Annotated in this window: 22 protein-coding genes and 1 tRNA gene; 6 read left to right on the top strand and 17 right to left on the bottom strand. The window is 69.1% G+C overall.

The window, feature by feature from the left end:
• Positions 1–8 precede the first annotated feature (8 nt).
• Complete coding sequence (locus tag E3T40_RS15895) at positions 9–1,208, top strand: winged helix-turn-helix domain-containing protein (protein WP_134544774.1); 1,200 nt, start codon at positions 9–11, stop codon at positions 1,206–1,208.
• A gap of 16 nt (positions 1,209–1,224) precedes the next feature.
• On the opposite strand, the gene E3T40_RS15890 is transcribed toward E3T40_RS15895, so the two are convergent.
• The 5 genes from E3T40_RS15890 to E3T40_RS15870 form a co-directional block, all read right to left on the bottom strand.
• The gene (locus tag E3T40_RS15890) at positions 1,225–2,112 is read right to left on the bottom strand and encodes a M48 family metallopeptidase (RefSeq protein ID WP_104170837.1); all 888 of its coding nucleotides are present in this window, start codon (positions 2,110–2,112) and stop codon (positions 1,225–1,227) included.
• A gap of 12 nt (positions 2,113–2,124) precedes the next feature.
• A complete protein-coding gene (locus E3T40_RS15885; protein WP_104170836.1) occupies positions 2,125–2,691 on the bottom strand; it encodes a LemA family protein in 567 nt (188 codons plus the stop codon).
• 153 nt (positions 2,692–2,844) lie between these two features.
• Entirely contained in the window at positions 2,845–4,302 is a 1,458-nt protein-coding gene (locus E3T40_RS15880; RefSeq protein ID WP_134544771.1) for a glycoside hydrolase family 1 protein, read from the bottom strand.
• On the bottom strand, positions 4,299–5,612 hold the full coding sequence (locus E3T40_RS15875; RefSeq protein ID WP_104170834.1) for a D-arabinono-1,4-lactone oxidase: 1,314 nt from the start codon (positions 5,610–5,612) through the stop codon (positions 4,299–4,301). Before E3T40_RS15875 ends, E3T40_RS15880 begins: the two co-directional genes overlap by 4 nt.
• Positions 5,609–6,562 (bottom strand): hypothetical protein, encoded by a 954-nt coding sequence (locus E3T40_RS15870; RefSeq protein ID WP_134544768.1) that lies wholly within the window; start codon positions 6,560–6,562, stop codon positions 5,609–5,611. Before E3T40_RS15870 ends, E3T40_RS15875 begins: the two co-directional genes overlap by 4 nt.
• Before the next feature lie 219 nt (positions 6,563–6,781).
• Between E3T40_RS15870 and E3T40_RS15865 the strand changes: the two genes are divergently transcribed.
• The 3 genes from E3T40_RS15865 (at position 6,782) to E3T40_RS15855 (ending at position 10,575) form a co-directional block, all read left to right on the top strand.
• Positions 6,782–8,953, top strand: coding sequence for a hypothetical protein (locus E3T40_RS15865; protein ID WP_166786668.1), 2,172 nt, complete (start codon positions 6,782–6,784; stop codon positions 8,951–8,953).
• Positions 8,954–9,194: 241 nt separating this feature from the next.
• Positions 9,195–9,614: a hypothetical protein gene (locus tag E3T40_RS15860; RefSeq protein ID WP_104195384.1), complete on the top strand. Its 420-nt coding sequence runs from the start codon at positions 9,195–9,197 to the stop codon at positions 9,612–9,614.
• 34 nt (positions 9,615–9,648) lie between these two features.
• The gene (locus E3T40_RS15855) at positions 9,649–10,575 is read left to right on the top strand and encodes a Ppx/GppA phosphatase family protein (RefSeq protein ID WP_134544762.1); all 927 of its coding nucleotides are present in this window, start codon (positions 9,649–9,651) and stop codon (positions 10,573–10,575) included.
• Positions 10,576–10,674: 99 nt separating this feature from the next.
• On the opposite strand, the gene E3T40_RS15850 is transcribed toward E3T40_RS15855, so the two are convergent.
• The 9 genes from E3T40_RS15850 to E3T40_RS15805 all read right to left on the bottom strand — a co-directional run bounded on the left by E3T40_RS15850 (position 10,675) and on the right by E3T40_RS15805 (position 19,104).
• The gene (locus E3T40_RS15850; RefSeq protein WP_134544759.1) at positions 10,675–10,857 is read right to left on the bottom strand and encodes a hypothetical protein; all 183 of its coding nucleotides are present in this window, start codon (positions 10,855–10,857) and stop codon (positions 10,675–10,677) included.
• Positions 10,858–11,152: 295 nt separating this feature from the next.
• Positions 11,153–11,228: transfer RNA gene (locus E3T40_RS15845), tRNA-Leu, on the bottom strand.
• Between the two features lie 79 nt (positions 11,229–11,307).
• Positions 11,308–12,840 (bottom strand): NAD(P)/FAD-dependent oxidoreductase, encoded by a 1,533-nt coding sequence (locus E3T40_RS15840; RefSeq protein ID WP_104195385.1) that lies wholly within the window; start codon positions 12,838–12,840, stop codon positions 11,308–11,310.
• Positions 12,841–12,878: 38 nt separating this feature from the next.
• Positions 12,879–14,159, bottom strand: coding sequence for a S8 family serine peptidase (locus tag E3T40_RS15835; RefSeq protein ID WP_369827965.1), 1,281 nt, complete (start codon positions 14,157–14,159; stop codon positions 12,879–12,881).
• Positions 14,156–14,677 (bottom strand): DUF501 domain-containing protein, encoded by a 522-nt coding sequence (locus E3T40_RS15830; RefSeq protein ID WP_104195386.1) that lies wholly within the window; start codon positions 14,675–14,677, stop codon positions 14,156–14,158. Before E3T40_RS15830 ends, E3T40_RS15835 begins: the two co-directional genes overlap by 4 nt.
• Complete coding sequence (locus E3T40_RS15825) at positions 14,674–15,150, bottom strand: septum formation initiator family protein (protein WP_134544757.1); 477 nt, start codon at positions 15,148–15,150, stop codon at positions 14,674–14,676. Before E3T40_RS15825 ends, E3T40_RS15830 begins: the two co-directional genes overlap by 4 nt.
• Before the next feature lie 125 nt (positions 15,151–15,275).
• Positions 15,276–16,556 carry a phosphopyruvate hydratase gene (gene eno / locus E3T40_RS15820; RefSeq protein ID WP_134544754.1) on the bottom strand — a complete coding sequence of 427 codons (1,281 nt, stop codon included), beginning with the start codon at positions 16,554–16,556 and terminating at the stop codon, positions 15,276–15,278.
• 106 nt (positions 16,557–16,662) lie between these two features.
• On the bottom strand, positions 16,663–17,919 hold the full coding sequence (gene hisS / locus E3T40_RS15815; RefSeq protein ID WP_104195388.1) for a histidine--tRNA ligase: 1,257 nt from the start codon (positions 17,917–17,919) through the stop codon (positions 16,663–16,665).
• Between the two features lie 453 nt (positions 17,920–18,372).
• Positions 18,373–19,104, bottom strand: a complete 732-nt coding sequence (locus E3T40_RS15805) for a MazG family protein (protein ID WP_134544751.1) — start codon at positions 19,102–19,104, stop codon at positions 18,373–18,375.
• An 88-nt stretch (positions 19,105–19,192) separates the two neighbouring features.
• Between E3T40_RS15805 and E3T40_RS16485 the strand changes: the two genes are divergently transcribed.
• Positions 19,193–19,339 carry a hypothetical protein gene (locus E3T40_RS16485; protein WP_158252089.1) on the top strand — a complete coding sequence of 49 codons (147 nt, stop codon included), beginning with the start codon at positions 19,193–19,195 and terminating at the stop codon, positions 19,337–19,339.
• A 371-nt stretch (positions 19,340–19,710) separates the two neighbouring features.
• Here the strand turns inward: E3T40_RS16485 and mfd are convergent, their stop codons facing one another.
• From mfd to E3T40_RS15790, 3 genes are read right to left on the bottom strand one after another with little or no spacing between them, the layout of a single operon-like run.
• Positions 19,711–23,337 carry a transcription-repair coupling factor gene (gene mfd, locus E3T40_RS15800; protein WP_104195390.1) on the bottom strand — a complete coding sequence of 1,209 codons (3,627 nt, stop codon included), beginning with the start codon at positions 23,335–23,337 and terminating at the stop codon, positions 19,711–19,713.
• A 52-nt stretch (positions 23,338–23,389) separates the two neighbouring features.
• Positions 23,390–23,971, bottom strand: coding sequence for an aminoacyl-tRNA hydrolase (pth, locus tag E3T40_RS15795; RefSeq protein WP_104100829.1), 582 nt, complete (start codon positions 23,969–23,971; stop codon positions 23,390–23,392).
• Between the two features lie 38 nt (positions 23,972–24,009).
• A complete protein-coding gene (locus E3T40_RS15790) occupies positions 24,010–24,621 on the bottom strand; it encodes a 50S ribosomal protein L25/general stress protein Ctc (protein ID WP_134544748.1) in 612 nt (203 codons plus the stop codon).
• A gap of 392 nt (positions 24,622–25,013) precedes the next feature.
• Here E3T40_RS15790 and gndA point away from each other — a divergent pair, with 392 nt between their 5' ends.
• Positions 25,014–26,417, top strand: a complete 1,404-nt coding sequence (gndA, locus tag E3T40_RS15785) for an NADP-dependent phosphogluconate dehydrogenase (protein ID WP_241981811.1) — start codon at positions 25,014–25,016, stop codon at positions 26,415–26,417.
• Positions 26,418–26,494 lie beyond the last annotated feature (77 nt).

Below are 26,494 nucleotides of genomic sequence, written 5' to 3'. Positions count from 1 at the left end.
GTCGGAGAGTGGTGCAGACGATCTCCCCAGCCCTTGCCCGCCGGATCGCGCTCGGCGCGCAGGGCTTCGGCCGCCCGCCGACAGTGACGCCGGGCATCCGTCAACTGGATGCCCTGGTGAACCGGCTCGGGCTGCTGCAGATCGACTCCGTGAACGTGTTCGAGCGCAGCCACTATATGCCGGCGTACAGCCGACTCGGCGCCTACGACAAGGCGCAGCTGGACCGGCTGACCTCGGGCCGCGAATCCCGGTTCACCGAGTACTGGGCGCATGAGGCGTCGTTCCTGCCGCGCGACGCCTGGCCGCTCTTCGGCTGGCGGATGCGCGAATTCCGGACCCGGTCGGCAACCGAGGCGTGGGCTCAGGGCAACCGGCCGATGCTCGACTGGCTGCTCGCCGAGCTTGCCGCCAACGGTCCCCTGCGCGCGAGCGCCATCGAGCACGACGCGAACCGCCGCCGCGGCCCGTGGTGGGGCTGGTCGGACGTGAAGACCGGGTTGGAGACCCTGTTCCGCTGGGGCGACGTGGCGATCTCGGGCCGGGAACGGTTCGAGCGGGTCTACGGGCTGCCGGAGCAGGTGTTCCCGCGGGAGTTGCGGGAGCGAACGGTCGGCCGGGACGACGCGCACCGCGAGCTGGTGAGTCGCTCGGCGCGGGCGCACGGAATCGGCACGGGGAAGGACTTCGCCGACTACTTCCGGTTGCGCGGCCCGGCGACCCTGGCGGCCATCCACGACCTCGAGGATGCCGGCGAGCTCATCCCGGTCGAGGTGCCGGGCTGGGGTGCGGGCGGCGCACCGGGGGGAGCCTGGTTGCACCGCGACGCGCGGCTCCCGCGCCGGGTGGATGCCGCGACCCTGCTGTCGCCGTTCGACCCGGTCGTCTGGGAACGGGCGCGCGCGTTGCGCCTGTTCGGGTTCCACTACCGGATCGAGATCTACACGCCCGAACCGAAGCGGGTGTTCGGGTACTACTGCCTGCCCGTGCTGCTCGGCGACACGATCGTGGGCCGGGTCGACCTGAAGAACGACCGGCAGGCGCAGGTGCTGCGGGTGCGCGCGGCCTGGGCGGAGCCGGGCGCGCCGTCGGACACGGCCGGGCGTCTCGCATCTGTTCTCAAGGAGGCCGCCGCCTGGCAGGGCCTGCCGCAGATCGAGGTGGAACGGCGCGGCAATCTCGCCGAGGCGTTGGCCGCCGAGCTGCGTTAGCGGCCGTCGAAGCAGGTCAGAACTTGCGGCCCATCGTGTGCAGGCGCTCGACGCGCTCGGCGATCGGCGGGTGCGTGGCGAAGAGCTTGTCCATCACGCCGGGCTTGAGCGGGTCGGCGATCCAGAGGTGGGCCATCGAGGTATTCTGCTTCTTCATCGGGCGCCCGAAGGCCTCGAGCTTGCCGAGTGCGCTCGCCAGGGCGTCCGGATGCCGCGTGGTCAGGGCGGCCGTCGCATCCGCCAGGTATTCGCGCTGCCTCGACACCGCAAGCTGCACGATCGTGGCGATCAGGGGCGCCACGAGCATGGCGACGAGACCGACCACCATGATGACGGGGCTGCCATTATTTTTGCTGTTCCGGCCGAAGAACGCCATTCGAAGGAAGATGTCCGAGATGAACCCGACGGCGACGACGAGGCCGAACACGACCATCGACAGGCGGATGTCGTAGTTGCGCACGTGGCCGAGCTCGTGCGCCATGACGCCCTCGAGCTCGGAGTCGGTCATGATCTCCAGCAGGCCGGTGGTGGCCGCGACGATCGCGTGTTCCGGGTCGCGCCCGGTGGCGAAGGCGTTCGGCGCCGGGTCGTTGATGACATAGATCGCGGGCATCGGCGTGCCGGTGGTGATCGAGAGGTTCTCGACGATGTTCCAGAGCCTCGGATTCTCCGATTGACTGGTGATGCGGATGCCGCCGCTCATCGCGATCGCCTGGCGACCGGCCACGAAGTACTGCACCACGGCGTACCCCGTGGCGAAGACGACCGTGAAGATCAGGATGCTGTAGTCACCGGGCGTGCTATAGACCGCGTTGGCGAGCCAGCCGAGACCCGCGATGATGGCGATGAACAGGATGATGATGAAGACGGTGTTGCGCTTGTTGCGCGCAATTGCGCTGTACATGGCAGCCGTCCGCTAGAACTGAACGCGAGGCGGCTCCGCGATGGCGGCGGAGTCGGACACCTCGAAAAAGTCTCGCTGGGTGAACCCGAGGTTGCGGGCGATGAGGTTGTTGGGGAAGACCTGGATCTTCGTGTTCAGTTCCCGAACGCCGCCGTTATAGAACCGGCGTGAGGCCTGGATTTTGTCCTCCGTGTCGACGAGCTCGCCCTGCAACTGCAGGTAGTTCTGGCTGGCCTGCAGCTGCGGGTACGCCTCCGCTACAGCGAAGATGCTGCGCAGCGCGGTCTGCATGTGGTTCTCGGCGGCGGCGGCCTCGGCCGGACCCTGCGCGTTGAGCGACTCGGCCCGTGCCTTCGTGACGTTCTCGAAAACGGCCCGCTCGTGTGCCGCGTAGCCCTTGACCGTCTCGATCAGGTTCGGGATCAGGTCGGCCCGGCGCTTCATCTGAACGGTGATATCACTCCATGCCTCGTCCACGCGCACTTTGAGGGTGACGAGGGAGTTGTACGTGGCCCAGAGGTAAATCCCAATGATGACGACGAGTGCAACAACGATGAGGACCGGGATGAGCCATTCCATGGCAGCTTCTCCTTGAGGTGAGGCGGGGCGGGCAAGCAGGCCGCGGCGGCGCTTTTTACGACGCACGAGCTATCATAACCGCGCGCCCTGAGGCTCACATGCGCTTCCCGACACACTCCAAGTAACGCGGCGACGACCGGCCCCGCGCGACCGTCAGCGGGCGGAGAGCACCGTCTGCAGCCAGCGGTAGGACGACTTGGGGGTGCGGGTGCCGGTGCCGCTCTGGAAGTCGACGTGCACGAGGCCGAACCGTTGGGTGTAGCCGGCCGTCCATTCGAAGCTGTCCAGCAGGGACCAGACCAGGTAGCCCCGCAGGGTGACCCCGTCGGCGATCCCGCCGGGGGCCACCGCGGCGAGCGCCGCCGTGATGTGCTCGGCCAGGTAGTCGATCCGGGCCGGATCGTGCACGGCACCCCACTTGTCGGCGACATCGGGGAAGCTCGCTCCCCCGGCCGTGATGCAGACGGGCGGCAGGTTCTCCGCGTAGCGGTCGCGCAGTTCGCCGAGGGCCACACCGAGGTATTCGGGCGCGATGGCCGTGCCGGCGTTGGTCACCGGGAACTCGCGAAACGGGACGACGTGGAAGGGAAAGGCCACGACCTTCTCCGGCGGCCCGCTGGGCGGAGGCCCGTTCGGGGTCTTCGGGGCAGCGGCGCCGGCCCTGATCCGGCTCGGCTGGGAGTAGCCCAGCCCATAGAAGTCGAGCGGCTGGTGGATGGTGCGCAGGTCGTCCGGGTCGGTTTCCAGCAGCATCCGCATCGGTACCTGGTAGGGCTCCGGCGGTTCCGGGTAGCGGCCGAGCAGCACCGCGTCGGCGTAGACGCGATTGTGCAGCACGTCGAAGAGCGCGGCGGCGACCTCGTCGGCTTCGCGGCCGCTGGCGGCTTGCACGGGCGAGTGCACGTTGGAAATCCCGATCCGGCCGCACACATCGGCGGCGCGCAGCCCCTGCACAGCGAGTCCGTGAGCAAGCAGCTGGTGGTGCGCCGCCGGCAGGGCACCGAAGAGCCGGGCCTCCCCCGGGGCATCCGTGCCGAGGGCGTAGCCGTTGAGGGTCACCGTCGCGGGGTCGTTCAGGGTCAGCCAGGAGTCGATCCGGTCCCCGAACACCTCGCCGACCTGGTGGGCGTAGTCGCCGAACCGCATCGCGGTGTCTCGGTTCAGCCAGCCGCCGCGCAAGCGCAACGGGGTGTCCCAGTGGAACAGGGTCGCCATCGGGCTGATCCCCGCGACCAGGAGCCCGTCGAGCAGCCGGTCGTAGAAGGCCAGGCCGGCCCGGCTGAGCGAGCCGCGGCCATCCGGCTGCAGCCGGGACCAGGCCAGGGAGAACCGATAGACGTCGACGCCCAGTTCGCGGAGCAGCGTGACGTCCTCGTCGAGCCGATTGAAGTGATCGGTCGAAACGGATGCGTTGGAGCCGTCACGGATGCGCCCGGCGGTGGCCGTGAACGTGTCCCAATTCGATTCGCCGCGACCGCCCTCCCGGGCGCCACCCTCGATCTGGAACGCGGACGTTGCCACGCCCAGGGTGAAACCGTCGGGCAGCCGGTCTCCCAGCTCCCCCGCACGGTGTTCCCAGGCACGGGCGGCGGGGGTGTTGCTGTTGCTCATCGACCCAGGACTCTTTCCAGATAGCTGTTGCTGAAGCGGCGCTCCGGGTCAAGCCTGTCACGCACCGAGAGGAAGTCGTCGAAGTGCGGATAGTCGGTGCGGAGGGACGCCGCATCCCGGTTGTGCGTCTTGCCCCAGTGCGGACGCCCGCCGTGCGCGCGCATGATGGCCTCGACCGCCTGGAAATACGCAGCCGGGTCCTCCCGGTAGTACCGGTGCACGGCGATGTAGCCGGTCTCCCGGCCCGCTGCGGTGGACAGCCAGACGTCGTCGGCGGCGGCCGAGCGCACCTCGATCGGGAACGAGATGCGCCAACCTCGCGCCTCGATCAGCGCCCGCACTTCCCGCAGCGCGGCCGGTACCAGGGCGCGCGGCAGGGCATATTCCATTTCTTGAAAACGCACCGTGCGGTTCGTCAGGAACACGCGGTGGGAGACATCCGTGAATTCGCGTCTGCCGGTCAGGCGGGCGGCGAGTCGGTTGAATCCGGGGACTGTCGCCGGCGCCACGGCGCCCAGGGCGCAAATGCCGCGGTAGACCCCGTTCGCGAGCAGTTCGTCGTCGACGAAGCGGGCGACCTTGCCGAGCGGCGACCGGCCGGACTCCAGGGGCAGCCGGGTGTTGGTCTTGGTCAGGGCGGTCTCGGTGTGCGGGAACCAGAAGAACTCGTAGTGATCGCTGTGGTCGGACCGGTCGAGGTAGTGCTCCAGGACCTCCTCGAGCGGCTCGGCCGCCTCCACCGCGTGCAGCAGGAACGCGGGCACGCACTGCAGGGTCACGTCCACCACGATTCCGAGCGCACCGAGACCGAGCCGGGTCGCGGGCAGCAGCTCCGGGTTCTCCGTGGCGCTCACGCGCAGCAGGGTGCCGTCACCGACCACCAGGGTCAGCGCCACGATCTGGGTGGCCAGGCCGCCGTACCGGCCGCCCGTGCCGTGGGTCCCGGTGGACGTGGCGCCGGAGATCGTCTGCCGGTCCACGTCGCCCAGGTTCGGCAGGGCCAGACCGTAGGGCCGCAGCAGCCGGGGCAGTTCGAACAGTCGGGTGCCCGCGGCCAGAGTGACCTGCCCGGCCACGGTGTCCACACCGATCAGCCCTGCGAGGTCAAACAGGTCAAGCTGCACCCCGGGCGCGAGCGCGATGCCCGAGAAGCTGTGCCCGGAGCCCACGGCCTTGACCCGAAGGCCCACCGCCCCGGCCGCCACCACGGCGCGCTGCACGGCGGCGACGCTCGACGGCCGCTCCACGCGCACCGGGGTCACCGCCTGGTTCCGGGCCCAGTTGCGCCACACCGCTCCGCTCGCACTCACAGAAAGGCCTTCCCCTCACGCCGGTAGGTCGGCAGGATGTCGACCACCTTTCCATTCTCGACCAGCGCGAACTCGTTCACGTGCTCGCTCAGCTCCCCCGACTTGGTGTGCCGCGCCCAGACGCGGTCACCGACGCGAAGCCGGGCCGCACCGACACCGGTGAGCGGCGTCTGCACCTCACCGGCCATCTCCCGCGGCACCAGGCTGAGGCCCTCCGGCCAGACCACGCGGGGCAGCCGGTCGGCCCCGGGCACGCCGGACGCGATCCAGCCGCCGCCGTGCAGCACGGCCGTGTCGGGGCTGGGCTTCCGCACCACCGTGAGGGCGACCGCGGCCGCAGGCGCGGACCGAAAGCTCGCGAAATTGTCGAAGAGGTGGCCGCCGAAGAAGCCGCTGCCGACGGCAATGTCGGTGACGGATGCGTCAGCGCGCGTGCTCTCGACCGAGCCGGTTCCGCCCCCGTTCACGAACTCGAGGGGCGCGACCTCGCGCACCGCGGCGACGGCCGCGCTGCGCCGCTCCCTGAGCTCGCCAACGGACCGGCGCCGCACCCAGCGGGTGACCAGGCCCCGGAGCGGTTTCCCGGCCGGCCTGTCGCCGATCCCAGCCACCTGCGCCTCATAGGACATCACGCCGACGAGGACGAAGCCGGGGCGGGCGACGATGTCCGCGGCGAGCCGGCGGGCCTCGCCGGGTGTGTGCACGGGTGAACGCCAGACGCCCAGGTGGCCGAACACTGGGGCCTCCCAGGCCGCGTCGAGTTCGAGGCAGACCCGGAGGGAGGTGCCGGCCGCGCGGTCCAGCAGGTCGTGCGCGTTGTGGCGCAGGGCACCCAGGTGGAGGGCGGCGACGGGGGCGTCCAGGTGCGCCGTCGCGGCCGTGAGCTCGGGCCAGAACAGCCCCGGGGTCTGCCACGGCCGGCCCGTGGGGCGGTGGGAGAGGTCGAGCATCGGCGCACCGCCTTCAGTAGCCGGGATTGAGGATACCCGGCGCGGTGACCCAGCCACAGCCGCCCCGTGCTCTTTCGCGGGGAAACAGCAGCGTGGATGTTCCAGCGCCAGTATGCCCTATGGCCCCCGCCGATCACGAATGGCTGCCGTCGCCGTCAAATTGCGTGTCGCACGTTGACTTTCCCGGCGCTGGCCCGTGAAATGGTCACAGGGGGAATCATGTACGGGACACGTATGGCCGGTTCGGGCGGAACGCCCGGGCGCCGTCGTCGACGGTGGACGCCCGGTACCCTGCCTCTGTTCGTCGCCCTGGTCGGCCTGCTTCTCCTCGGCGTGCCGGGCGCGGCGTTCGCCGAACCGACTGCCGCAGCCACGCCGGCTCCCACACCGGCTCCCACAAGCGAGCGGGACGCCAAGGCGGCGCCGACGAACGCGCCGGCCATCGTCAGCCCACCGCCGGGCAGTTTCGTGGGCAGCGGAACCACCACCGTCTCCGGCACGGGCGAAGCCGGCCGGGAGATCCGGTTGCTCTCCCCCGTCGACGGTCAGGACCCGCTCTGCTTCGCCGTCGTCGACGGCGCCGGCCAGTGGAGTTGCGCCGCGGTTTCCCTGCCGAGCGGGCCATCCGTGCCGCTTCGCGTCGTCGTCACCGGAGCCGCCGACCTGACCGACGAGCACACGATCGCCGTGTTGTCCGCCCCCCGGGTGACGGGCGGTCCCACCGGTGGGAGCCTGACCAACGGCACGGTGCGCGGCACCGGCTATCCGGGGGCCTCCGTCGTCGTCACGGTGAGCGGCGGCCCGCGCTGCACGGCCACCGCCGACTCCTCCGGCAACTGGTCGTGCACGTTCGCCGACGGCCTCGCCGGCGGGCAGGCCGAGGTCTCGGCCAGCCAGCAGACGAGCTACAGCAATCCCTCATGGTCCAATTCGAGCGCACCGGTCGACCTCGTCTTCGACCTCGACCGTCCGGCGCCGCCCACGCTGACCACGCCGGCGAGCGGCGCCCAGCTGCCGCTCACCGACGCCGGGTACACGGGCACCGGAGAAGAGGGTGCGACCGTGACCGTCTTCGCCGGGTCATATTCGGTCTGCAGCGCCGTCGTCGCATCCGGGTCGTGGAGTTGCTCGGCGGGCGGAGTCGCTGCCGGTACCTTCCGGGTGATCGCGGTGCAACTCGACCTGGCCGGCAACCTCGGCCCGGGCAGCCCCGGGGTGGACGTGCTCTACGGCGTCCCCACCCCTTCCCCTTCCGGCTCGACCGGCCCCGAGGCGACCGCCCCGTCCGCCGACGCCCCCGCCGCCCCACCGCCGGCCGAGGAGTCGGCACCGGCGGAAGCCCCGCCCGGTTCTGCAGCCCCGGCTTCGCCGGCACCGCAGGCGGACCGTCCGGCCGTGGCCCTGGCCACACCGCTGCCGGGCGGCTGGAACGACCCCACCCGGTTCGCCACGGCAGTGCTGCCGCCGTGGTCGACCCCCGACCTCTCCTGGTTCCAGGCGGCGTTGCTGGCGCTCGGCGCCCTCCTGCTGCTATGCATCCCCGCGCGCCTCCTCGCCGGGACCGTGTTCCGGGCCACGGACGGCCGCCCGCTCTGGCAGAGCATGCCGATCGCGGGCCGCAACCGGTCCCGCGAGGAATTCGAGACCGTTCCCGAACTACGTCTGAACCGGTGGCTGGTGGCCGGCGCCGCCGTGCTGGCCGCGGCCACCCTCGTCATGCTGTCCGGGCCGGTCACCAGCCAGCCTGCCTACCTGCGGCTGCTCCTCGCCGTGGCGCTGGCCCTCCTCATCGTCAACGCGGTCGGAGCGCTCGTTCCGCTCTGGTGGAGCTCCCGCGTGTGGCGGACGAAGGCATCCGTGACTTTCCTGCCCCGCTACCTGCTGCTGGTCGCCCTGACCGCGTTGGCCTCCCGGGCTTTCGACGTTCATCCGGCGCTGGTCTTCGGACTGCTCGGCAGCGTCACCGTGGCCCCCGAGGTGTTGACGCCGAGGCGCGGCCCCCTCGCCGCCGTTCGGGCCGGCAGCCTGATCGGGCTGGCCGTGGTCGGCTGGCTGACGCTGGGCCTGCTGCCGGCCGCGGACGGCTTCCTCAGCGCGCTGGCGGCCGAGATCATCAACAGTGTGGTGCTGGCCGCGATCGGTTCGGCAGCGCTGGTGCTGATCCCGATCGGACGCACCAGCGGACGGAGCATCCTCGCCTGGTCACCGCCGATCTGGGCGTGCCTGACCGTGCTCGCCTTCACGATCATGTTCGGAGTGCTGTCCCCGGCGGTGGAACTCTGGCACGAAGGTGGCAGCCTCAGCCTGTGGTGGGTGGCAGGCACCCTGTTCGCCGCCCTCAGCATCGGGGCCTGGGCCTGGCAGCGGTTCGTCACGCCCGCCCGAGTCTGAGCCTCGGCCACCCCCGATGATTCCGCCGAGAGGGCGCGGGGTCAGGCCCGCCGAGAGGTCACACGGCCGGTCAGGCCCGACGGATCAGGCCGGCCTGCCGGGCGTGAGGACACCCCGAGCTGCGGGTAGATGTGTGGCGGCCTGCTGCTCATGGTGGCGATACTGTTCGGCATCTCGGCGCTGGTCGTCGGCGCATTCTTCACGGTCTGGAGCATCCAGCGGCACGTCCAGCCTGCTCGCCGTGGCGTCCACCCTGATCACGCCCAACAGCGGGTCCGTGCACATGGGCGAAGTCGATGCGACCCTGCTGTCCCTGGCCGAAAAGGCGCAGCTGCGCTGGGACCGGCTCGGCATCGTCTTCCAGCAGGCGAACCTGCTGCCGGCGCCGACGGCCCGGGAACAGCTCGTCGTGATGGGCGAACTCGGCGGAGGCCGGCACGGGCCGCGTGCTCGCCGCGCAGCAGGCATCCGTGCCGACCTGCTGCCGGATGCCGTGGGTCTTCTGGGCCAGGCCGGCAAACGGCCCGCGCGGCTCACCGTCGAGCACGACACCGCCAGGGTGCTGGTCACCCACGACCAGCGGCTGCTGCCGCTGATGGACTCCCTGCACACCATGGTCGACGGCACCCGAACGACGAGCCGCCACAGCGTCAGCGCGTAACGGCGCGTCCGCGGCGCACGCTATCGTCTAGAGCGTGCGCCTCGGAGTCCTTGATGTCGGTTCGAACACCGTCCACCTGCTGGTCGTCGACGCGCACGCAGGCGCCCAGCCGGTGCCGATGGCCTCCGACAAGGCCGTGCTGCGCCTGATGCGCTACCTCACCCCTGAGGGCGCCATCACCGACGAGGGGTGCACCGCCGTGCTCGAGTCGGTGCGGAACGCGGCCGAGGTGGCCCGCCGCCACCACGTCGACGACCTCCTGCCGTTCGCTACCTCCGCACTCCGTGAGGCCGTGAACGGGCCCGAACTGCTCGCCCGGGTCGAACGGGAAACCGGGGTCGCCCTGCAGGTCCTGTCCGGCGAGGACGAGGCCCGACTGACGTTCCTGGCCGTGCGGCGCTGGTACGGCTGGTCCGCCAGGGACATCCTGCTCTTCGACATCGGGGGCGGCTCCCTGGAGATCGCCGCCGGCGCGAACGAGGTGCCTGTGGTCGCGCTGTCGCTGCCGCTGGGCGCCGGCCGTTCCACCATCGGCTTCCTGCACGACGACCCGCCGCTGCCCGCGCAGGTCTCCGCCCTCCGCGAGCACGCCGCCGCCGTGCTCGCGGAAGCCCTGGTGGCGTTCGAGGGGCTCCCGGAGCCGCACCACGTCGTCGGTTCGTCCAAGACCATCCGCTCCCTGGCCAAACTGGCCGGCTCCACCGCGGAGGGTTTCGGTTCAGGCGAGCGGATGCAGCTGAGCCGCTCGCAGCTGAGCGACTGGGTCCCCCGGCTGGCCCGGATCCCGGCTGAGGCGCGCCCGGCGCTGCCCGGCATCACCGCCGACCGCACCTTCCAGATCGTGGCCGGCGGCATCGTGCTCCACGCGGCGATGGCCGCGTTCGGGGTGACCGAGCTGGAAGTGTCGCCGTGGGCGCTCCGCGAGGGCATCATCCTGAGGTATCTGGACCACCTGGAGTAGCTGCCCCTAACCAATTCGACGGAGATTCTGCCGAGAATGGCGCGAAACAGACGGAAACCGGGCTCTGAGGCCAAAATCTCCGTCGAATTGGTTCCGCCCTCAGCCGTCTGGACTCCAACAGAGTGACGCCGTGAGCGGAAAGCGCGCGGGGCGTCGGTGGTGCAAAGCGCCGGTGACGCCGAGGGAGCGCTCAGGTCGGCGCAGCGCCTTGGCCGTGAGCGGCGCGCCCTCGCCGGTCGTGGTGGTTCCGCGCCCGAGCAGCGCCTTCGCCGTGGTGATCACTTCCAGAAGAAGAACCGGCTGATGTCCCACGTTGCTTGCAGAAAGTCCCTGACACCGTTCCTACGTCGGGAATGGCACGTGGCAGGAGGCATCGGCCGTTTCACTCGCAGATCGTAGCGCGACGAAACCGGGCCGGACAGGCTGCCTCACCCGGCACAGACCGGGGGCAGGGATTTACCGCAGCATCCGTTCAGGGTCTGCCGGCAGGTTGAACGACGAGGCATGGATGCTGTCGCCCGGGCGGCGGGAGTCGGGGCCGTGACGCGGTGACGCGGTGACGCGGTGTCGTACCGTGTGGTGCCCCCGCTGGGGGTCGAACCCAGACTGTGACGATTTTAAGTCGTCTGCCTCTGCCATTGGGCTACGGGGGCTCGCGCGGCGAAACCGAACGCCTCAAGCGTAGGGGCTGCGGGCGTCATCGGTTTCTCTCGGTGACGCCCGCAGACGCTGTTACTTGACGGCTGCGGTCGCCGCGGCCTTCTCGGTCGTCCCTGCCCGAGCGACCTCCGCAGCCTTGTCGGCCGCGGTCTTTCGCGGGGCTCGGGGTGCACGCGCCGTTGCCTTGGCAGCGGGACCCGTGCCGGGGCCGGCTACGGTGGCCGCTGCCTTGGCCGATGCGGCGACGGTCACCGGAGCCTTGGCCGGAGCGGCAGAATCCACGACCGGCTTGGGCCGCGAGGCGAACTCCACGAACGTGGCCCGCGGGTTCTGCACCGCGGCCAACGAGACGATGTCGCGACCGAGGAAGAAGTTGTTCATCCAGCCCCAGATGATGCGCAGCTTGCGCTCCCAGCTGGGCATGGCCAGGCCGTGGTAGCCGCGGTGGGCGAACCAGGCCGGCAGACCCGTGATGGCGATCTTGCCGGACTGGAAGACACCGGAACCGATACCGAGGCCGGCGACGGCACCCAAGTTCTTGTGCAGGTATTCCTCGGGAGTCTCGCCGCGCAGCACCGCGACGATGTTCTTCGCGAGGAGCTTGCCCTGGCGCACCGCGTGCTGAGCGTTGGGCACGCAGAAGCCGCCCACTCCCCCGCCACTCAGGTCGGGAACGGCGGTGATGTCGCCGGCGCCCCAGGCGTCCGCGATGATCTCGTCTTCGGTTCCGACGCGCAGGTCGGGGCGCACCTGCAGGCGACCACGATCTTCGATCGGCAGGTCGGTGTGGCGCACGATGGCCGGGTTAGCCATGACTCCGGCTGTCCAGACGATCAGATCGGTCTCGAAGCTCTCACCGGTGGACAGTTCGACCTTGCCGTCGACCGAGCTGGTCAGCTGCGTATTCAGGTGAATTTGCGCGCCGCGTTCGTCGAGGTGCTTGATGACCCAGAGGCTGGTCGGCAGCGAAACTTCGGGCATGATGCGCCCCATCGCCTCGATCAGGTGGAAGTGGGTGTCGTCGAACCCGATCTGCGGGTAGGACTTCAGCAGCGATGACGCGAAGGAACGCAGCTCTGCGAAGACCTCGATGCCGGCGAAGCCCCCGCCGATGACGACGAAGGTGAGCAGGCGGTCGCGCTCGGGGCCGGCCGGAAGTTGGGCAGCCTTGTCGAAGTTGGTGAGCACGCGGTCACGGATGGCGACGGCTTCCTCGATGGTCTTCAGACCGATGGCCTGGTCCGCGACGCCCGGGATCGGGAACGTGCGCGACACGGCGCCGGCCGTCACCGCGACGACGTCATAGACGAATTCGTAGGGCTCGCCACTGGGCGGGGTGATGGTCGCGGTTTTCGAGGCGTGGTCGATGTGGGTGACCTTGGCCGTCACGACGTTGGTCTTCTTGAGGTGACGACGGTGCGCGACTGCGGCGTGGCGACCCTCGATGGATCCGGCTGCGACCTCCGGCAGGAACGGCTGGTAGGTCATATACGGCAGAGGGTCGACCATGGTGACCTCGGCCTCGCCGGCGCGGAGCCATTTCTCCAGCTTCCACGCGGTGTAGAACCCGGCGTAGCCGCCACCGACTATAAGAATTTTGGGCACTATGAAAGTCCTCCTACATAATTTGGCTGCACGAAAACTTACCGTTTTGACCGGATTCGCTTGATGTGCCGAGTGGCCCCGGTGCCGAGCAGCGTTACCAGAGTACCAAACCCGACCAGGACGAGGAGCGGCACTGTGACATACGTCAGCGTGAGCGGGCTGGGCAACCATGCCGCGACGACGCTGGGGGCAGGCAACGCCGGGTCTTCCTGCGGCGCGACCGGCACCTGCGTGGCGGTCTGCGGCGTGGGCTCGACCTCGGTGTCCGCCCGCCGGTGTACCCGGATCCACTCCTCCAGCAGGGCGGCCGGTTCCGGGCTCGTGGATGCCGGCACGGCCGCAGTGACCGCCGCCGCGGCATCAATCAGACCGTTGCCGTAGATCGGGCTGGGCACGACCCGCCCGTTCGGGTCGGCAGTTTCGATGACCCGGTTCATCACCTCCGCAGCATCGAGGCGGGGATAGGCGGCGCGCACCAGGGCGACCAGGCCCGACACGATGGGCGCGGCCGCGCTGGTGCCGTTCCACTGCACGTAGCCGCCGCCCGGAACGACGCCCACGAGTTGCTCGCTGGGCGCGGCCACCGAGATCGTGATGCCCTGCGAGGACGCGTCGAAGCTGGCGCCCTTGTTGCGGTCGACACCGGCGACCGTGAGCACCCCAGGGATGGTGGCCGGGGCTCCGACCTCGGTGGTGCCGCTGCCTCGGTTCCCGGCGGCGGCGACGACCACGACGTCGTTCTCGAACGCGTAGAGGAAGGCGTCGTCCCAGCTCGGCGGCCAGTCCAAGGTGTTGCGGGTGAGGGACATGTTGATGACGTCGGCGCCGTTGTCGACGGCCCAGCGGATGCCCTCGGCGATCTGGTCGTCGTTGCTGAGGGTGGCGTCGCTGGTGCCGAAGGCCACCGAGACGGCCAGGAGCGACGCCTCGGGAGCCACTCCCAGCACGCCGGACCCCTCACCCGTGCCGCGTCCGGCCAGCAGGGATGCCACCAGAGTTCCGTGCTCGCTGCCTTCTCCGACGGGCGTCTGCCCATTGGCGGAGCCGAGCCCGGAGACATCCGTTCCGCCGACGACCGCACCGGTGAGGTCGGCGACGTCGGCGACACCCGTATCGATGACGGCCACCGTCACGCCCGCGCCACGGGTCGTATTCCAGGCCTGGGTGAATCCGTAGTCGTTGAGCCAGTACTCAAGGTCACGCACCTGCGTGTTCTCCGCGAAGGCCGGCGCGGTCGGTGCAACGAAAGCCCCGCCCAGCGCCATGGTCAGGCCCAGGGCGACGCCCGCGCCGATCCGACGCCAAGCGGAGCGGGTCACTCGTCGGCCGTGGTGTAGTCGAGGCACTCGCAGACGGCGGGCGTCCAGGCTGCCCGGGCGAGGGCCAGATCTCCGATCGGGTTCACTCCGGGGCCGGCGGCCAGAGAGTGCGCGGCCAGCGCGTGCAGGCATTTCACGCGTTCGGGCATGCCACCGGAGGAGATGCCGACGATTTCCGGAACCGTGCCCAGGATCTCGCGGTCGGCGAGGAAGCCCTCATGCGCACGCCGGTAGCGGGCACGCACCTGCTCGTCATCGGCCAGCAACTGGTTGTACTCGTTCATCACCTGGGTGGCCTCGAGGAACGACAGCGCGGCGGTCGCCGCGGGGTGCGTCAGGTAGTACAGCGTGGGGAAGGGGGTGCCGTCGGCAAGGCGCGGCGCCGTCGCCACCACGGTCGGGGCGCCGCAAACGCAGCGCGCGGCGATGCCCACGACGTCGCGGGCCGGGCGTCCCAGCTGAGCCGAGACGATGGTGATGTCGTCCTCGGTGACCGAAGCGAAGGGAGGCCGGGTCATTTCGCGGCCTCGGGAGCCAGACCGGCCGTCATTACGGAGGCGAACATGGAGGAAAGCCAATCGACGTTGGTGGTTTGGATGGTGGGGGTGGCGACCGGTGCGGCCGCGTCGCCCGCGACGGGCAGGGCCAGATCGTTGATCACGAGGAAGCTCACGTCGCCGGGAAGCACATAGGACAGTCGGTCCCTGGCCTGCGTGGTGACGTAGGTGCGGTCGTTCCAGCGTTCCCGCTCACTCTTCAACTCTTCCACGGCGCCCTGCTGGGCCTCGACCGCCGCCGTGAGCGATTCGATCTGCTGGCGCTGGTCGGCGTAGGTGCGGATGCCGGGCGCCAGGACGATCACGGCCATGATCAGGAGGCCCATCATCACCAGCGAAAACCCGGACAGGCGCAGGCCGCGCAGCCAGCGAGCGGCCGCGGTCTCGGTCGGGGGCAGCGCGACGGGCTGTTCGTCGGCGCGTTTCCTGGCCACGGCAACTCCCTTCGTGAATCGCTGGTCGCGGTTGTCCCGCACTGGAACCCTAACTGCAATCGGACAAAAAAATGGAGCTCCCGAAGCCGCGGGGATGAACCCGCGCTCCGAGAGCTCCAGTCGAACTACGCCTTGAAGCGCGGGAAGGCAGAGCGGCCCGCGTACACGGCGGCCTCGCCCAGCTCTTCCTCGATGCGGAGCAGCTGGTTGTACTTCGCGACGCGCTCGCTGCGGGCGGGTGCTCCGGTCTTGATCTGGCCGGCATCCGTCGCAACCGCGAGGTCGGCGATGAAGGTGTCCTCGGTCTCACCGGAGCGGTGCGAGATGACGGCGGTGTATCCGGCGCGCTGCGCGAGGGACACCGCGTCAAGCGTCTCGGTCAGGGTGCCGATCTGGTTGACCTTGACCAGGATGGAGTTCGCAGTGCCGAGGGCCAGGCCCTTGGCAAGGCGCACCGGGTTGGTCACGAAGAGGTCGTCGCCGACGATCTGGACCTTGTCTCCGAGCTCGGCGGTGAGGTGAACGTAGCCGTCCCAGTCGTCTTCCTCGAGCGGGTCTTCGATCGAGACGAGCGGGTAGGCCGCAACGAGATCGACGTAGTACGCGGACAGCTCCAGGGCGGTGAGTTCCTTGCCCTCGAAGTGGTAGACGCCGTCCTTGTAGAACTCGGAGGCGGCGCAGTCGAGCGCCAGACCGATGTCCTTGCCGGGCGTGTAGCCGGCGTTCTGGATGGCTTCGACGATGAGGTCGAGAGCGGCACGGTTGCTCGGCAGGTTGGGGGCGAAGCCACCCTCGTCGCCGAGGCCGGTAGAGAGGCCCTTGGACTTGAGAAGCGCCTTGAGGGCGTGGTAGGTCTCGGTGCCCCAGCGGAGGCCCTCGGCGAAGGACTCGGCTCCGAGTGGGACGACCATGAATTCCTGAATGTCCACGTCGTTGTCGGCGTGGGAGCCTCCGTTGATGATGTTCATCATCGGGACCGGAAGGGTGTGTGCGTTCGGGCCACCGAGGTAGCGGAACAGCGGCAGGCCGGCCGAGGTCGCGGCGGCCTTGGCGACGGCCAGGCTGACGCCGAGGATAGCGTTGGCGCCGACGCGGTGCTTGTTGTCGGTTCCGTCGGTCTCGTTCAGGACGGCGTCGATGATGCGCTGGTCAGCGGCGTCGAGGTCCTCGACTGCCGGGCCGAGCTCGTCGATGACGGCGTCAACGGCCTTGCGGACGCCCTTGCCCAAATAACGTGACTTGTCGCCGTCGTGCAGCTCGTAAGCCTCGAACGCACCGGTGGATGCGCCGGATGGAACGGCGGCACGGCTGACCGAACCGTCATCAAGCAATACCTCGACCTCAACGGTCGGGTTGCCTCTGGAGTCAAGAATCTCGCGCGCTACTACTGCCTCAATGAGAGCCACAGCTATCTCCTGTTTCCTATATTTTTTTAATTGTTGGGGTGTTGGTCTGAAGGAATCGAGGAAAACAGCGCCGTGTTCCAATCCCATAACAGTCTAGCGACTGGCCTCAGCCGCCGAGGGGACGGAAATCGAGTTCGCCCGCGCCGGAGGCATCCGCCCCGACGAACGCGTAGCGCCCGTAACCGGCTCCGGCCGCGCGTTCCAGCAGCGCCTTGACGTTCTTGGTGCGCTGTTCGAGGCGCACCCGGAGGCCCTGTTCGACCAGTGTTCGCTTAAGCGCCACGAGCCGGGCCGGGTCTGTTCCCTTGTCGTACACCAGCACGACGGCGTTCTCAGCGGATGCCGCATCCACGCCCAACAGGTCGACGATGCGCTCGAACCCGATCGAGAACCCGCAGGCCGGAACCTCGGTGCCGAGGAAGCGGCCGATCATGCCGTCGTACCGGCCGCCACCGCCGAGGGAGTAGCCGAGATCGGGGTGTGAGATCTCGAAGATGGTGCCGGTGTAGTAGCCCATCCCGCGCACGAGGGTCGGGTCGAACACGAGCCGCACCTCGGGCATCGCGGCGCGCAGCGCGAGCAGGTCGGCGAAGGCGTCCGTGTTGAGCCAGGCCGGCGGCGTCGGCTCGGCGGCCGTCCAGCCGGCATCGGCGATCTGGGTCAGGGTATCGGCCACGCCGTCGGTGGCGATGCCCAGGCCGGCGAGCTCCGTGACAACCCCGTCGACGCCGATCTTGTCGAGTTTGTCGATCACGATCAGCGCGCGTTCGTTCAGCTCGGGCGCCACGCTCCAATGGGCGAGCAGGGCGGTTAGGATGCGGCGGTCGTTGACGCGGATGGAGCACCCGGTCAGGCCGAGGGCGTCGAGCGCGGCGGCGGTCGCGGTGATCAGCTCAATCTCGGCAAGCAGACCGGACTCGCCGATGATGTCGATGTCGCACTGCACGAACTGCCGGTAGCGGCCCTTCTGCGGACGCTCCGCCCGCCAGACCGGCGCGATCTGGATGGACCGGAACACCGTCGGCAGTTCCGCCCGGTGAGTCGCGTAGAACCGGGCGAGCGGCACGGTGAGGTCGAACCGCAGGCCCAGGTCGGCCAGCCCGAGCAGGTCGCCGGATTCGGCGGCGGCCGCGGCATCCGTCGGCTTCAACCCACGCTTCAGCACGGCGAAGGCGAGTTTCTCGTTGTCGCCGCCGAGCCCGGAGTGCAGCCGGGCCGCGTCTTCCATCACCGGGGTCTCGATCTCGTCGAAGCCGTGCGCCGCGAAGCTTCGCCGGATCACGGCCAGCGCGTGCTCCCGGGACGCCTTGTCGGCGGGGAGGAAGTCGCGCATGCCGCGGGGAGGGGTCACTGGTGTTGCCATAGCCCCAATTGTGTCAGTTCGGGTCGGCCCGTCGATTTCCGCCGGGACGCCCGACACGGTCTCTCATGCGATGTAGTGCAAGATGTCGAAGTGGTTGTCACCGGCGCCCTGGCGATGGTCAGGAGGGTGGACATCGAGGCCACTTCCTCGACCTGCTCCGTGAGGAACCAGCGCATCACCTGCTTTCCGAGGGTATCGCCGTCGGCCCGGGCGGCGCGAAACAAACCCCGATCTGCGCTGTGACCTGCTTCTCCTGGGCCAGCGTCAGGGCGATGCGAAGCAGACGGCGATGGCAATGAACTGCTGCGAGGCATCGAATTCGTCACCGATCTGAGCGGACAGAAGACCATTGACGGATGTCTGGCTCATGGTTGGACTGTTCCGCCACCGCCCTGTCGGCACCGCCGCGTGGCCTCAGCGCAGGCCTTCGCGCAAGCCTCAGCCGCGCAGGCCTCAGCCGGGCAGGCCGATGATGCCGGCGTCGGCAACGTCGCCGGCATCCGTCGTCTCGGCCTCGCGGATCTCGTCCTGCAGACCGCGGAGGGCCGTGCGCAGGGCACGTTCGGAGTCGAGCCCCTGACTCTTGGCCGCAGACACGATGGCCAGCAGCAGCGGGCCGAGCTGGTCCTCGGTCTCGATTGGAAGCGGGAACGCGGCCTCGGTGCCGAGCAGCCCGATCTTCTGGGCTCGGCCGAGCACCTTGTCGGCGAGCGCGAGCGCCGGCATGCCCTGCGGGATCCCGTCGAGCACGCTCGTGCGGGAGGGCTTCTCTGCGGCCTTGAAATCGTCCCAAGCGAGGGCCACGTCGTCGGCCGTTTCCAGGTTCAGGTCGCCAAAGACATGCGGATGCCGCCCCACCATTTTCGCGGTCATATGCGCGGCGACATCGTGGATGTCGAAGTCTTCGCCCGCGGTGTGCGCCGCGAGGTCGGCGTGGAAGACCACCTGGTAGAGCACGTCGCCGAGCTCCTCGAGCATCTCGTCGCGGCTGCCGGACTCGATCGCCTCGATCAGCTCGTGCGTCTCTTCGGTCAGGTACTGCACCAGAGACTCGTGGGTCTGCTCTGCGTCCCACGGGCATCCGCCCGGTGCACGCAGGAGAGCCACCACGCGCACGAGTTCGTCGAGATTGGAGGCGGATGCCGGGGCGGATGCCGGGGCGGTGGGATTCTCTGTAGAGGACACGCGACAACTCTAATCGCCCGGAATTGACGGAGTCTGCGGGGCCTGATCCGTCCCGTGAGGAGCCGCGGCCCCGGTCTGTGCATGCGCCATGATTTTCACGGAGGTGCCGCTGCCAGGCATCGGGATGCGGCGGGAGCTCACGGTGGCCGGCGAGCGCCGGGTAGGCGACCCAGTGTTCATCGTGGGTACCCGGAGCCGTTTGCGGGCCGCCGCCGCGATCCTGCACCCGAGCTGAGCCCCCGGGGTACGGCACGACGCTGTGGCTGGTGGAGCTGGCGATCGACGCCCTGGGCCGGGGAGTTACACGGGCATCCGGTCCTGCTGCTCGCGGCGGTTGGCCCGGTGGCCGCGTGATTCGTCGAGCCGGTGGTGCTGCGGCGGCAGCGGCGCACCGCACCGGAGACCTGAGTGGAGTATCCGGCGTCGTACCAATTCGACGGAGATTTTCTCGAAAGAGCGCTCTCTAGGTGTGTTTACGTTCGATTTGGACAGAATCTCCGTCGAATTCGTTCGGGACGGAACCGCTGAAAGACGGTTCGGACCCACGGCCACTCGTCAAGCGATCGCGACGGGCCACGCGACCGCGGACAACCCGGCCGCGGCGGGCTACGCGACCGCGACGACGGGACGCGGGAAGAGAGCGTCGAGCAGGTTGCCGGCCCAGGCGATCAGCGCCGCATCCCCGAGCGGTTCCCCGTTGATGCGCGGCATGGGCACGGTCAGCGCACCGTTCTGGGTGAAGTAGCGCGACCCGGGGTACATGCGCTGCAGGCGCACCTGCATCGAGTCGGCGAGGTTCGCCGGCGACACGCGCAGGTTCGAACCCATCGCGACGACCTCGCCGAGACTGGCCTGCTGGGCCAGCCAGCGCAGCCGGGAGACCAGGATGAGGTTCTGCACCGGCTGGGGCGGCTCGCCGTAGCGATCGGTGAGTTCGTCGAGGACCAGGTCGATCTGGTCCTTCGCGGCCGTCGGCGAGCTTGCGGCGGACAGCTTCTGGTAGGCCTCGAGGCGCAACCGCTCGCTGTCGACGTAGTCTTCGGGGATGTGGGCGTCGACGGGCAGTTCGAGCCGCAGCTCCGTCTGGCCCTCCGCGACGTCGCCGCGGAAGGTGCTCACGGCCTCGCCGATCATGCGCAGGTAAAGGTCGAAGCCGACCCCGGCGATGTGCCCGGCCTGCTCGCCGCCGAGCAGGTTGCCCGCGCCGCGGATTTCGAGGTCCTTCAACGCCACCTGCATGCCGGCGCCCAGTTCGTTGTTCGCGGCGATGGTCGACAGCCGGTCGTGGGCGATCTCAGTCAACGGTTTGTTCTCGTCGTAGAGGAAATAGGCGTAGGCGCGCTCCCGGCCGCGGCCGACCCTCCCCCGCAGCTGATGCAACTGGCTGAGCCCGAACTTGTCGGCGCGGTCGATAATGATTGTGTTCGCGTTGGCGATGTCCAGGCCGGTCTCGATGATCGTCGTCGAGACCAGCACATCGAATTTGCGCTCCCAGAAGTCCACGACGACCTGTTCCAGCTGTGCCTCCGGCAACTGGCCGTGCGCCACGGCGATCCGCGCCTCCGGCACGAGCTCGGCCAGCTTCGCGGCCACCCGGTTGATGCTGGACACCCGGTTGTGCACGACGAAGATCTGGCCCTCCCGCAGCAGCTCCCGCCGGATGGCCGCGGCCACCTGGCGGTCGGAGTACGGTCCGACGAAGGTGAGGATCGGGTGCCGGTCCTCCGGCGGGGTGGCCAGGGTGGACATCTCCCGGATGCCGGTGACCGCCATCTCCAGCGTGCGCGGGATGGGCGTGGCGCTCATCGCGAGGATATCCACGTTGGTCTTGAGCTTCTTCAGCGCATCCTTGTGCTCCACGCCGAAGCGCTGCTCTTCGTCGATGATCACGAGGCCCAGGTCCTTGAACACGATGGAGTCCGACAGCAGCCGGTGGGTGCCGATCACGAGGTCGACGGTGCCGTCGAGCATGCCCGCCATGGTTTCGCGGGATTCCTTCTCGGTCTGGAATCGACTGAGCGCGCGCAGGTGCACCGGGAATCCGGCGAAGCGCTCCTGGAACGTCTCCATGTGCTGGCGCACGAGCAGGGTCGTCGGCACGAGCATGACGACCTGCTTGCCGTCCTGGATCGCCTTGAAGGCGGCGCGCACGGCCACCTCGGTCTTGCCGAACCCGACGTCGCCGGAGAGCAGCCGGTCCATCGGGATGGGCCGTTCCATGTCGGCCTTGACCTCGTCGATGGTGGTGAGCTGGTCGGGCGTCTCCGCGAACGGGAACGCCTCCTCCAACTCGCGCTGCCAGGGGGTGTCCGGCCCGAACGCGTGGCCCTTGCTGGCCATCCGTGCGGAGTAGAGCTTGACGAGTTCGACGGCGATGTCCCGCACGGCACGACGCGCCTTGGTCTTCGCGGCCGACCAGTCGCTGCCGCCCATTTTGCTGAGCGTCGGCGCCTCCCCGCCGACGTAGCGGCTGACCAGGTCGAGCTGGTCGGTGGGCACGTAGAGCTTGTCGCCCGGGTGCCCGCGCTTCGACGGCGCGTATTCGAGCACGAGGTATTCACGCTTGGTCTTGACCGGGTTGCGCCCGCCGCTGGAGACCTCACGCTGGGTGAGCTCGATGAACCGGCCGATGCCGTGGGTCTGGTGCACGACGTGGTCGCCGGCCTTCAGCTGCAGCGGGTCGACGACGTTCTTGCGCCGGCTGGCCAGCTTCTTCACCTGGCGCGCGTCGTAGCCCACGGTGCGGCCGTAGAATTCGGACTCGCTGACCAGTGAGAATTTCGTCTCCGGAAGTTCGAAACCGTGGTCGACGGATGCTTTCAGCAGGTAGGCGATACCGGCCTCGGGTCGGCTCGGCCATTCCGTGACGATCCGGGCGGGCAGCTCCCGCTCGGCCAGAACGTCGGCGGCGCGTTCGACCAGCCCGGCACCCTGGGCGACGATGCCGACGGTCCAGCCGGCCTTCAGCCGCTCGGCCAGGTGACCGACGGCGCCCTCGACGCTGCCCTGGAAGCTCGGCACGGCGTCGCCCTCGACCCGCACCGTGAGCAGGTCGTCGAGTTCCCGGTGCTCGGGCAGCACCGGGGCATCCGTCGGCGCCGCCTGGAAGGAGCTCAGGGTCCACCACACGTGCGCGGACGCCGGGGCGCCGGGCGCACTGAACTGCACGGCCTCCCGCAGCCGCCCGAGGGTGAGGAAGTCGCCCGACTCCAGGTCGATCGGCGCCTCGGCGCCCGCGGTCGCGGCGCTCCACGCCGCGCCCAGGAACTCCCGGTTGGTCTCGGCCAGGCTGATCGCCCGGGATGCGACGCGCTCGGGCGAGATGACGGCGACGGCCGCCTCCGCGGGCAGATAGTGGGTGATCGGCACGAGCCGGTCGACGAGAGCAGGTGCGAGGCTCTCCATGCCCTCGACCGGGATGCCCTCGGCGATCTTCGCGAGCAGGCCGGACAGGCTCGGGAACTCGTGCTGCATCTCGCGGGCCCGCTGCCGAACGGCGGGACTGAGCAGCAGCTCGCGGCTCGGCGGCAGGCTCACCGAGTCGACCGGGGCAGGAAAGGAGCGCTGGTCCGCGACCGAGAACGCGCGGATCTGCTCGACCTCGTCCCCGAAGAACTCCACCCGGTAAGGATGCGGGGCGATCGACGGGAAGACGTCGAGGATGCCGCCGCGCACCGCGAACTCGCCGCGCCGCGTGACCATGTCCACCCGGGCATAGGCAACGTTGACGAGCTGACGCGCGATGGCGGAGAGGTCGTGACCACGTTGGCCGGCGACCAGGTCGATCGGCTCGTAGTCGGTGAGGTTGTCGGCCACAGGCTGCAGCGCGGCGCGCACGGAGGCGATGACGATCAGGGGGCGTCGGGCGGGCGGGGCGCTCTCCTCCCACTCGCGCATCCGTCGCAGGGCGAAGAGGCGCTTGCCGACGATTTCGGCGCTGGGGCTGAGCCGCTCATGCGGCAGCGTCTCCCAGGCCGGGAAGTCGATGATCTCGGCGTCGGTGGCGAAGCAGGCAAGGTTCTCGTGCAGCGATTCCGACTCCCGCCCGGTGGCGGTGATCAGCAGCAGGGCCGGGGCCTTGCCCAGCCGGGTGCGCTGCTCGAGCAGGGCGGCGAGCAGCGGGGCGCGAAGCCCCTCGGTGAGAGAGAAATCGACGTTCCGGTTCGCGAAGGCGAGGGCATTGTCGAATGTGGAGGCGCGCGAAAGTGTGGCAATTAAGCCCTGGAGAGTCACCGGAGCATTCTACGCAACCCAGCTGACAGCCAACCCGGGCGATCAGGGGGAATCAGGGGGCGTGGAACTTCTGCTGCGCGGCGGCGACGCCCTCGGCTGCGATGAGTTCGATCGCGTCGGCGGCATCCGTCAACAGGTTGGGCAGAGCCGAACGTTCCGGGGACGTGAAGTCGTGCAGCACGAAGTCAGCGGCCGGCTGCCGGCCAGGCGGGCGCCCAATGCCGACGCGGATGCGGATGAACTCGTTCGTACCCGCTGCGGCGATGATGTCGCGCAGGCCGTTGTGGCCGCCGTGGCCGCCGCCGACCTTGATCTTCATCGTGTCGAACGGGAGGTCAAGGTCGTCGTGGATGACGATCAGGTGCGCGGGCTCCAGCGAGTAGAAGCGAAGCAGCGCGGCCACCGGCCCGCCGGACACGTTCATGAACGTGTTCGGCTTGGCCAGCACCAGCTTCGGCCCCCCGGGGAAACTGCGCCCCTCGGCGACCGACGAATTCGTTTTGTGGTTCCTGAAAGCCGCCGACAGGCGGTCGGCGAGCACGGCAGCCACCATGTGGCCGACATTGTGTCGGTTACCGGCGTAGTCGGGCCCGGGGTTACCGAGCCCGACTACGAGCCAAAGATTGTCGTCCAGGGGAATCCTCCGCTTACGACGAAACCAGAAGGGGATGACTACTCGGCGGGAGCGGCCTCGGCGTCGCCCTCGGCGGCCTCGGCCTGTTCTTCCTCTTCCTCTTCTTCCTCGGCCGGCAGGTGCACGAACACGACGACGGCGTCTTCGTCGGAGATGAGCGTGGCGCCCGTGGGGAGCACGACGTCCTTCGCGCGGATCTGGTCGCCGTCTTCGAGGCCCTCGACGGAGACCGGGAGGTTCTGCGGGATGCTGGTGGCCTCGACCTCGAGCAGGAGGGTCTTGGTGTCCAGGTCGGCGATGGTGCCGGGGGCCGACTCGCCGTTCAGGTGCACGGAAACCTCGACCTGAACCTTCTCACCCTTGCGGATGACGATCAGGTCGAGGTGCTCGATGATCTGGAGGAACGGGTCCTTCTGGACGTCCTTGACCAGGGTCAGGTGGCTCTCGCCGTCGATGTCCAGCTCGAGGACGGCGTTCGCGCGGCGCAGCAGCAGGCCGATCTGGTGCGCGGGGAGCGCGACGTGAACCGGGGTGGTGCCGTGGCCGTACATGACGGCGGGGATCTTGCCCAGCACGCGCAGCTTGCGGGCCGCACCCTTGCCGAACTTCACGCGCAGGTCGGCGACAATCTTGTTGGTGGCCTCAGCCATGGTGTTTCTCCTTGCGGACCGCTACGGCCCAGATCTGATTTGCGGACGATGCCCGCAAAGGTGGGTACTGGTTCATTTTCAACTCGAACGCGTGTCAGCGTGAGGAAAGGCCGTGAAGCATTCCGCCGCGTCGATAACGGATGCCGCACCCTCGGTTTCCCGGCGGGCGGCAGCCCTCGCCGAAGTTCAACTCCTGAGTCTAGCGGAGGCGACGGCGCGCGGCGAACGCGCGCAGCGGCATCCGTCACCGGCGCCGCCCGCGTCACTCCACGTCACGGCCATGGGCCGAGCGACTAGCCTTGAAGGAGTTCTGAGAACAGATAGCTGAAGGAGCAAACGTGGCCGAAACCGGCGCAGCACAGGCAAACATTGGCGTAGTGGGACTGGCGGTGATGGGCTCGAACCTCGCCCGCAACCTAGCCAGCCGTGCGGGCAACACCGTGGCGGTGTACAACCGCTCCCCGGAGCGCACCCGCCTGCTCACGACCGAGCACCCCGAGGCCGGCTTCGTCGCCTCAGAGACCATCGAGGAGTTCGTGGCGTCGCTGCAGAAGCCGCGTACCGCGATCATCATGGTGCAGGCCGGTGCGGGCACGGATGCCGTGTTCAGCCGACTGACCACCCTGTTCGAGCCCGGCGACATCATCGTGGACGGTGGCAACGCCGACTTCCAGGACACCATCCGCCGCGAGAAAGAGGTGCGCGCCACGGGCGTGAACTTCGTCGGCGCCGGCATCTCCGGCGGCGAAGAGGGTGCCCTCAAGGGCCCCAGCATTATGCCCGGCGGCTCGGTGGAGGCCTACAAGACCCTCGGCCCGATCCTCGAATCGATCGCGGCCGTCGTCGACGGCGTCCCCTGCGTCACTCACATCGGCACGGATGGCGCCGGTCACTTCGTCAAGATGATCCACAACGGCATCGAATACGCCGACATGCAGCTCATCGCGGAGGCCTACGACCTGCTCCGCAAGGTGACCGGGCACTCCCCCGCCGCCATCGCCGACGTGTTCACCGAGTGGAACGAGGGTGACCTCGAGAGCTACCTGATCGAGATCACCGCCGAGGTGCTGCGCCAGGTCGACGCCAAGACCGGCCTGCCATTCATCGATGTCGTGCTCGACGAGGCCGGCTCGAAGGGCACCGGCGTGTGGACCGTGCAGAACGCGCTCGACCTGGGCGTGCCCGTCGGCGGCATCGCCGAGGCCGTCTTCGCCCGCGCCGTGTCCAGCCACCCGGAGCAGCGCGTCCCCGTGCGCGCCGCCATCACCGCGCGCCCGGAAATCGCCGTCGTCGGCCACACCTTCCAAGACGACGTGCGCCAGGCGCTCTACGCGTCGAAAGTCGTTGCCTATGCCCAGGGCTTTGACGCGATCATCGCCGGTGCGAAGAAGTACGGCTGGACCGTGGACAAGGGCGCCATCGCCACGATCTGGCGCGGCGGCTGCATCATCCGGGCCCAGTTCTTGAACCGCATCGTCGACGCCTACGCCAACGACCCGTCGATCGCCTCCCTGCTCGCCGACCCGTACTTCGCTCAGGCCGTCGCCGACGGCGAGTCGGCGTGGCGCCGCGTGGTCTCGACGGCGGCACTGTCGGGCATCCCGGTTCCCGGCTTCGCGTCGGCGCTCAGCTACTTCGACTCGCTCGCGAGTGAACGGCTCCCCGCCGCACTCGTGCAGGGCCAGCGCGACTTCTTCGGCGCACACACCTATAAGCGCGTCGACATGCCCGGAACCTTCCACACCCTGTGGTCGGGGGACCGCAGCGAGATCAATACCGAGGGCTCCTCGCTCTAGAGCCGCTCCTCCGGTGGCGCAACTGTTGCCGGAGCGGACGAGTGTTGCCCGCACACCGGCAACAGTTGTCCGCTCCG

Origin of the sequence: Cryobacterium sp. TMT1-19 (genome assembly GCF_004403055.1) — a bacterium.
In the GTDB taxonomy this organism is placed as follows: domain Bacteria; phylum Actinomycetota; class Actinomycetes; order Actinomycetales; family Microbacteriaceae; genus Cryobacterium; species Cryobacterium sandaracinum.
This window is presented reverse-complemented; position numbering and strand designations above follow the sequence as displayed.

Excerpts from the sequence above, each read along its gene's own strand:
- E3T40_RS15890 (WP_104170837.1), bottom strand. The coding sequence starts at position 2,112 with ATGTACAGCGCAATTGCGCGCAACAAGCGCAACACCGTCTTCATCATC.
- E3T40_RS15885 (WP_104170836.1), bottom strand. The coding sequence starts at position 2,691 with ATGGAATGGCTCATCCCGGTCCTCATCGTTGTTGCACTCGTCGTCATC.
- E3T40_RS15880 (WP_134544771.1), bottom strand. The coding sequence starts at position 4,302 with ATGAGCAACAGCAACACCCCCGCCGCCCGTGCCTGGGAACACCGTGCG.
- E3T40_RS15870 (WP_134544768.1), bottom strand. The coding sequence starts at position 6,562 with ATGCTCGACCTCTCCCACCGCCCCACGGGCCGGCCGTGGCAGACCCCG.
- E3T40_RS15865 (WP_166786668.1), top strand. The coding sequence starts at position 6,782 with ATGTACGGGACACGTATGGCCGGTTCGGGCGGAACGCCCGGGCGCCGT.
- E3T40_RS15830 (WP_104195386.1), bottom strand. The coding sequence starts at position 14,677 with ATGACCCGGCCTCCCTTCGCTTCGGTCACCGAGGACGACATCACCATC.
- hisS (WP_104195388.1), bottom strand. The coding sequence starts at position 17,919 with ATGGCAACACCAGTGACCCCTCCCCGCGGCATGCGCGACTTCCTCCCC.
- E3T40_RS16485 (WP_158252089.1), top strand. The coding sequence starts at position 19,193 with ATGATTTTCACGGAGGTGCCGCTGCCAGGCATCGGGATGCGGCGGGAG.
- E3T40_RS15790 (WP_134544748.1), bottom strand. The coding sequence starts at position 24,621 with ATGGCTGAGGCCACCAACAAGATTGTCGCCGACCTGCGCGTGAAGTTC.
- gndA (WP_241981811.1), top strand. The coding sequence starts at position 25,014 with ATGGGCTCGAACCTCGCCCGCAACCTAGCCAGCCGTGCGGGCAACACC.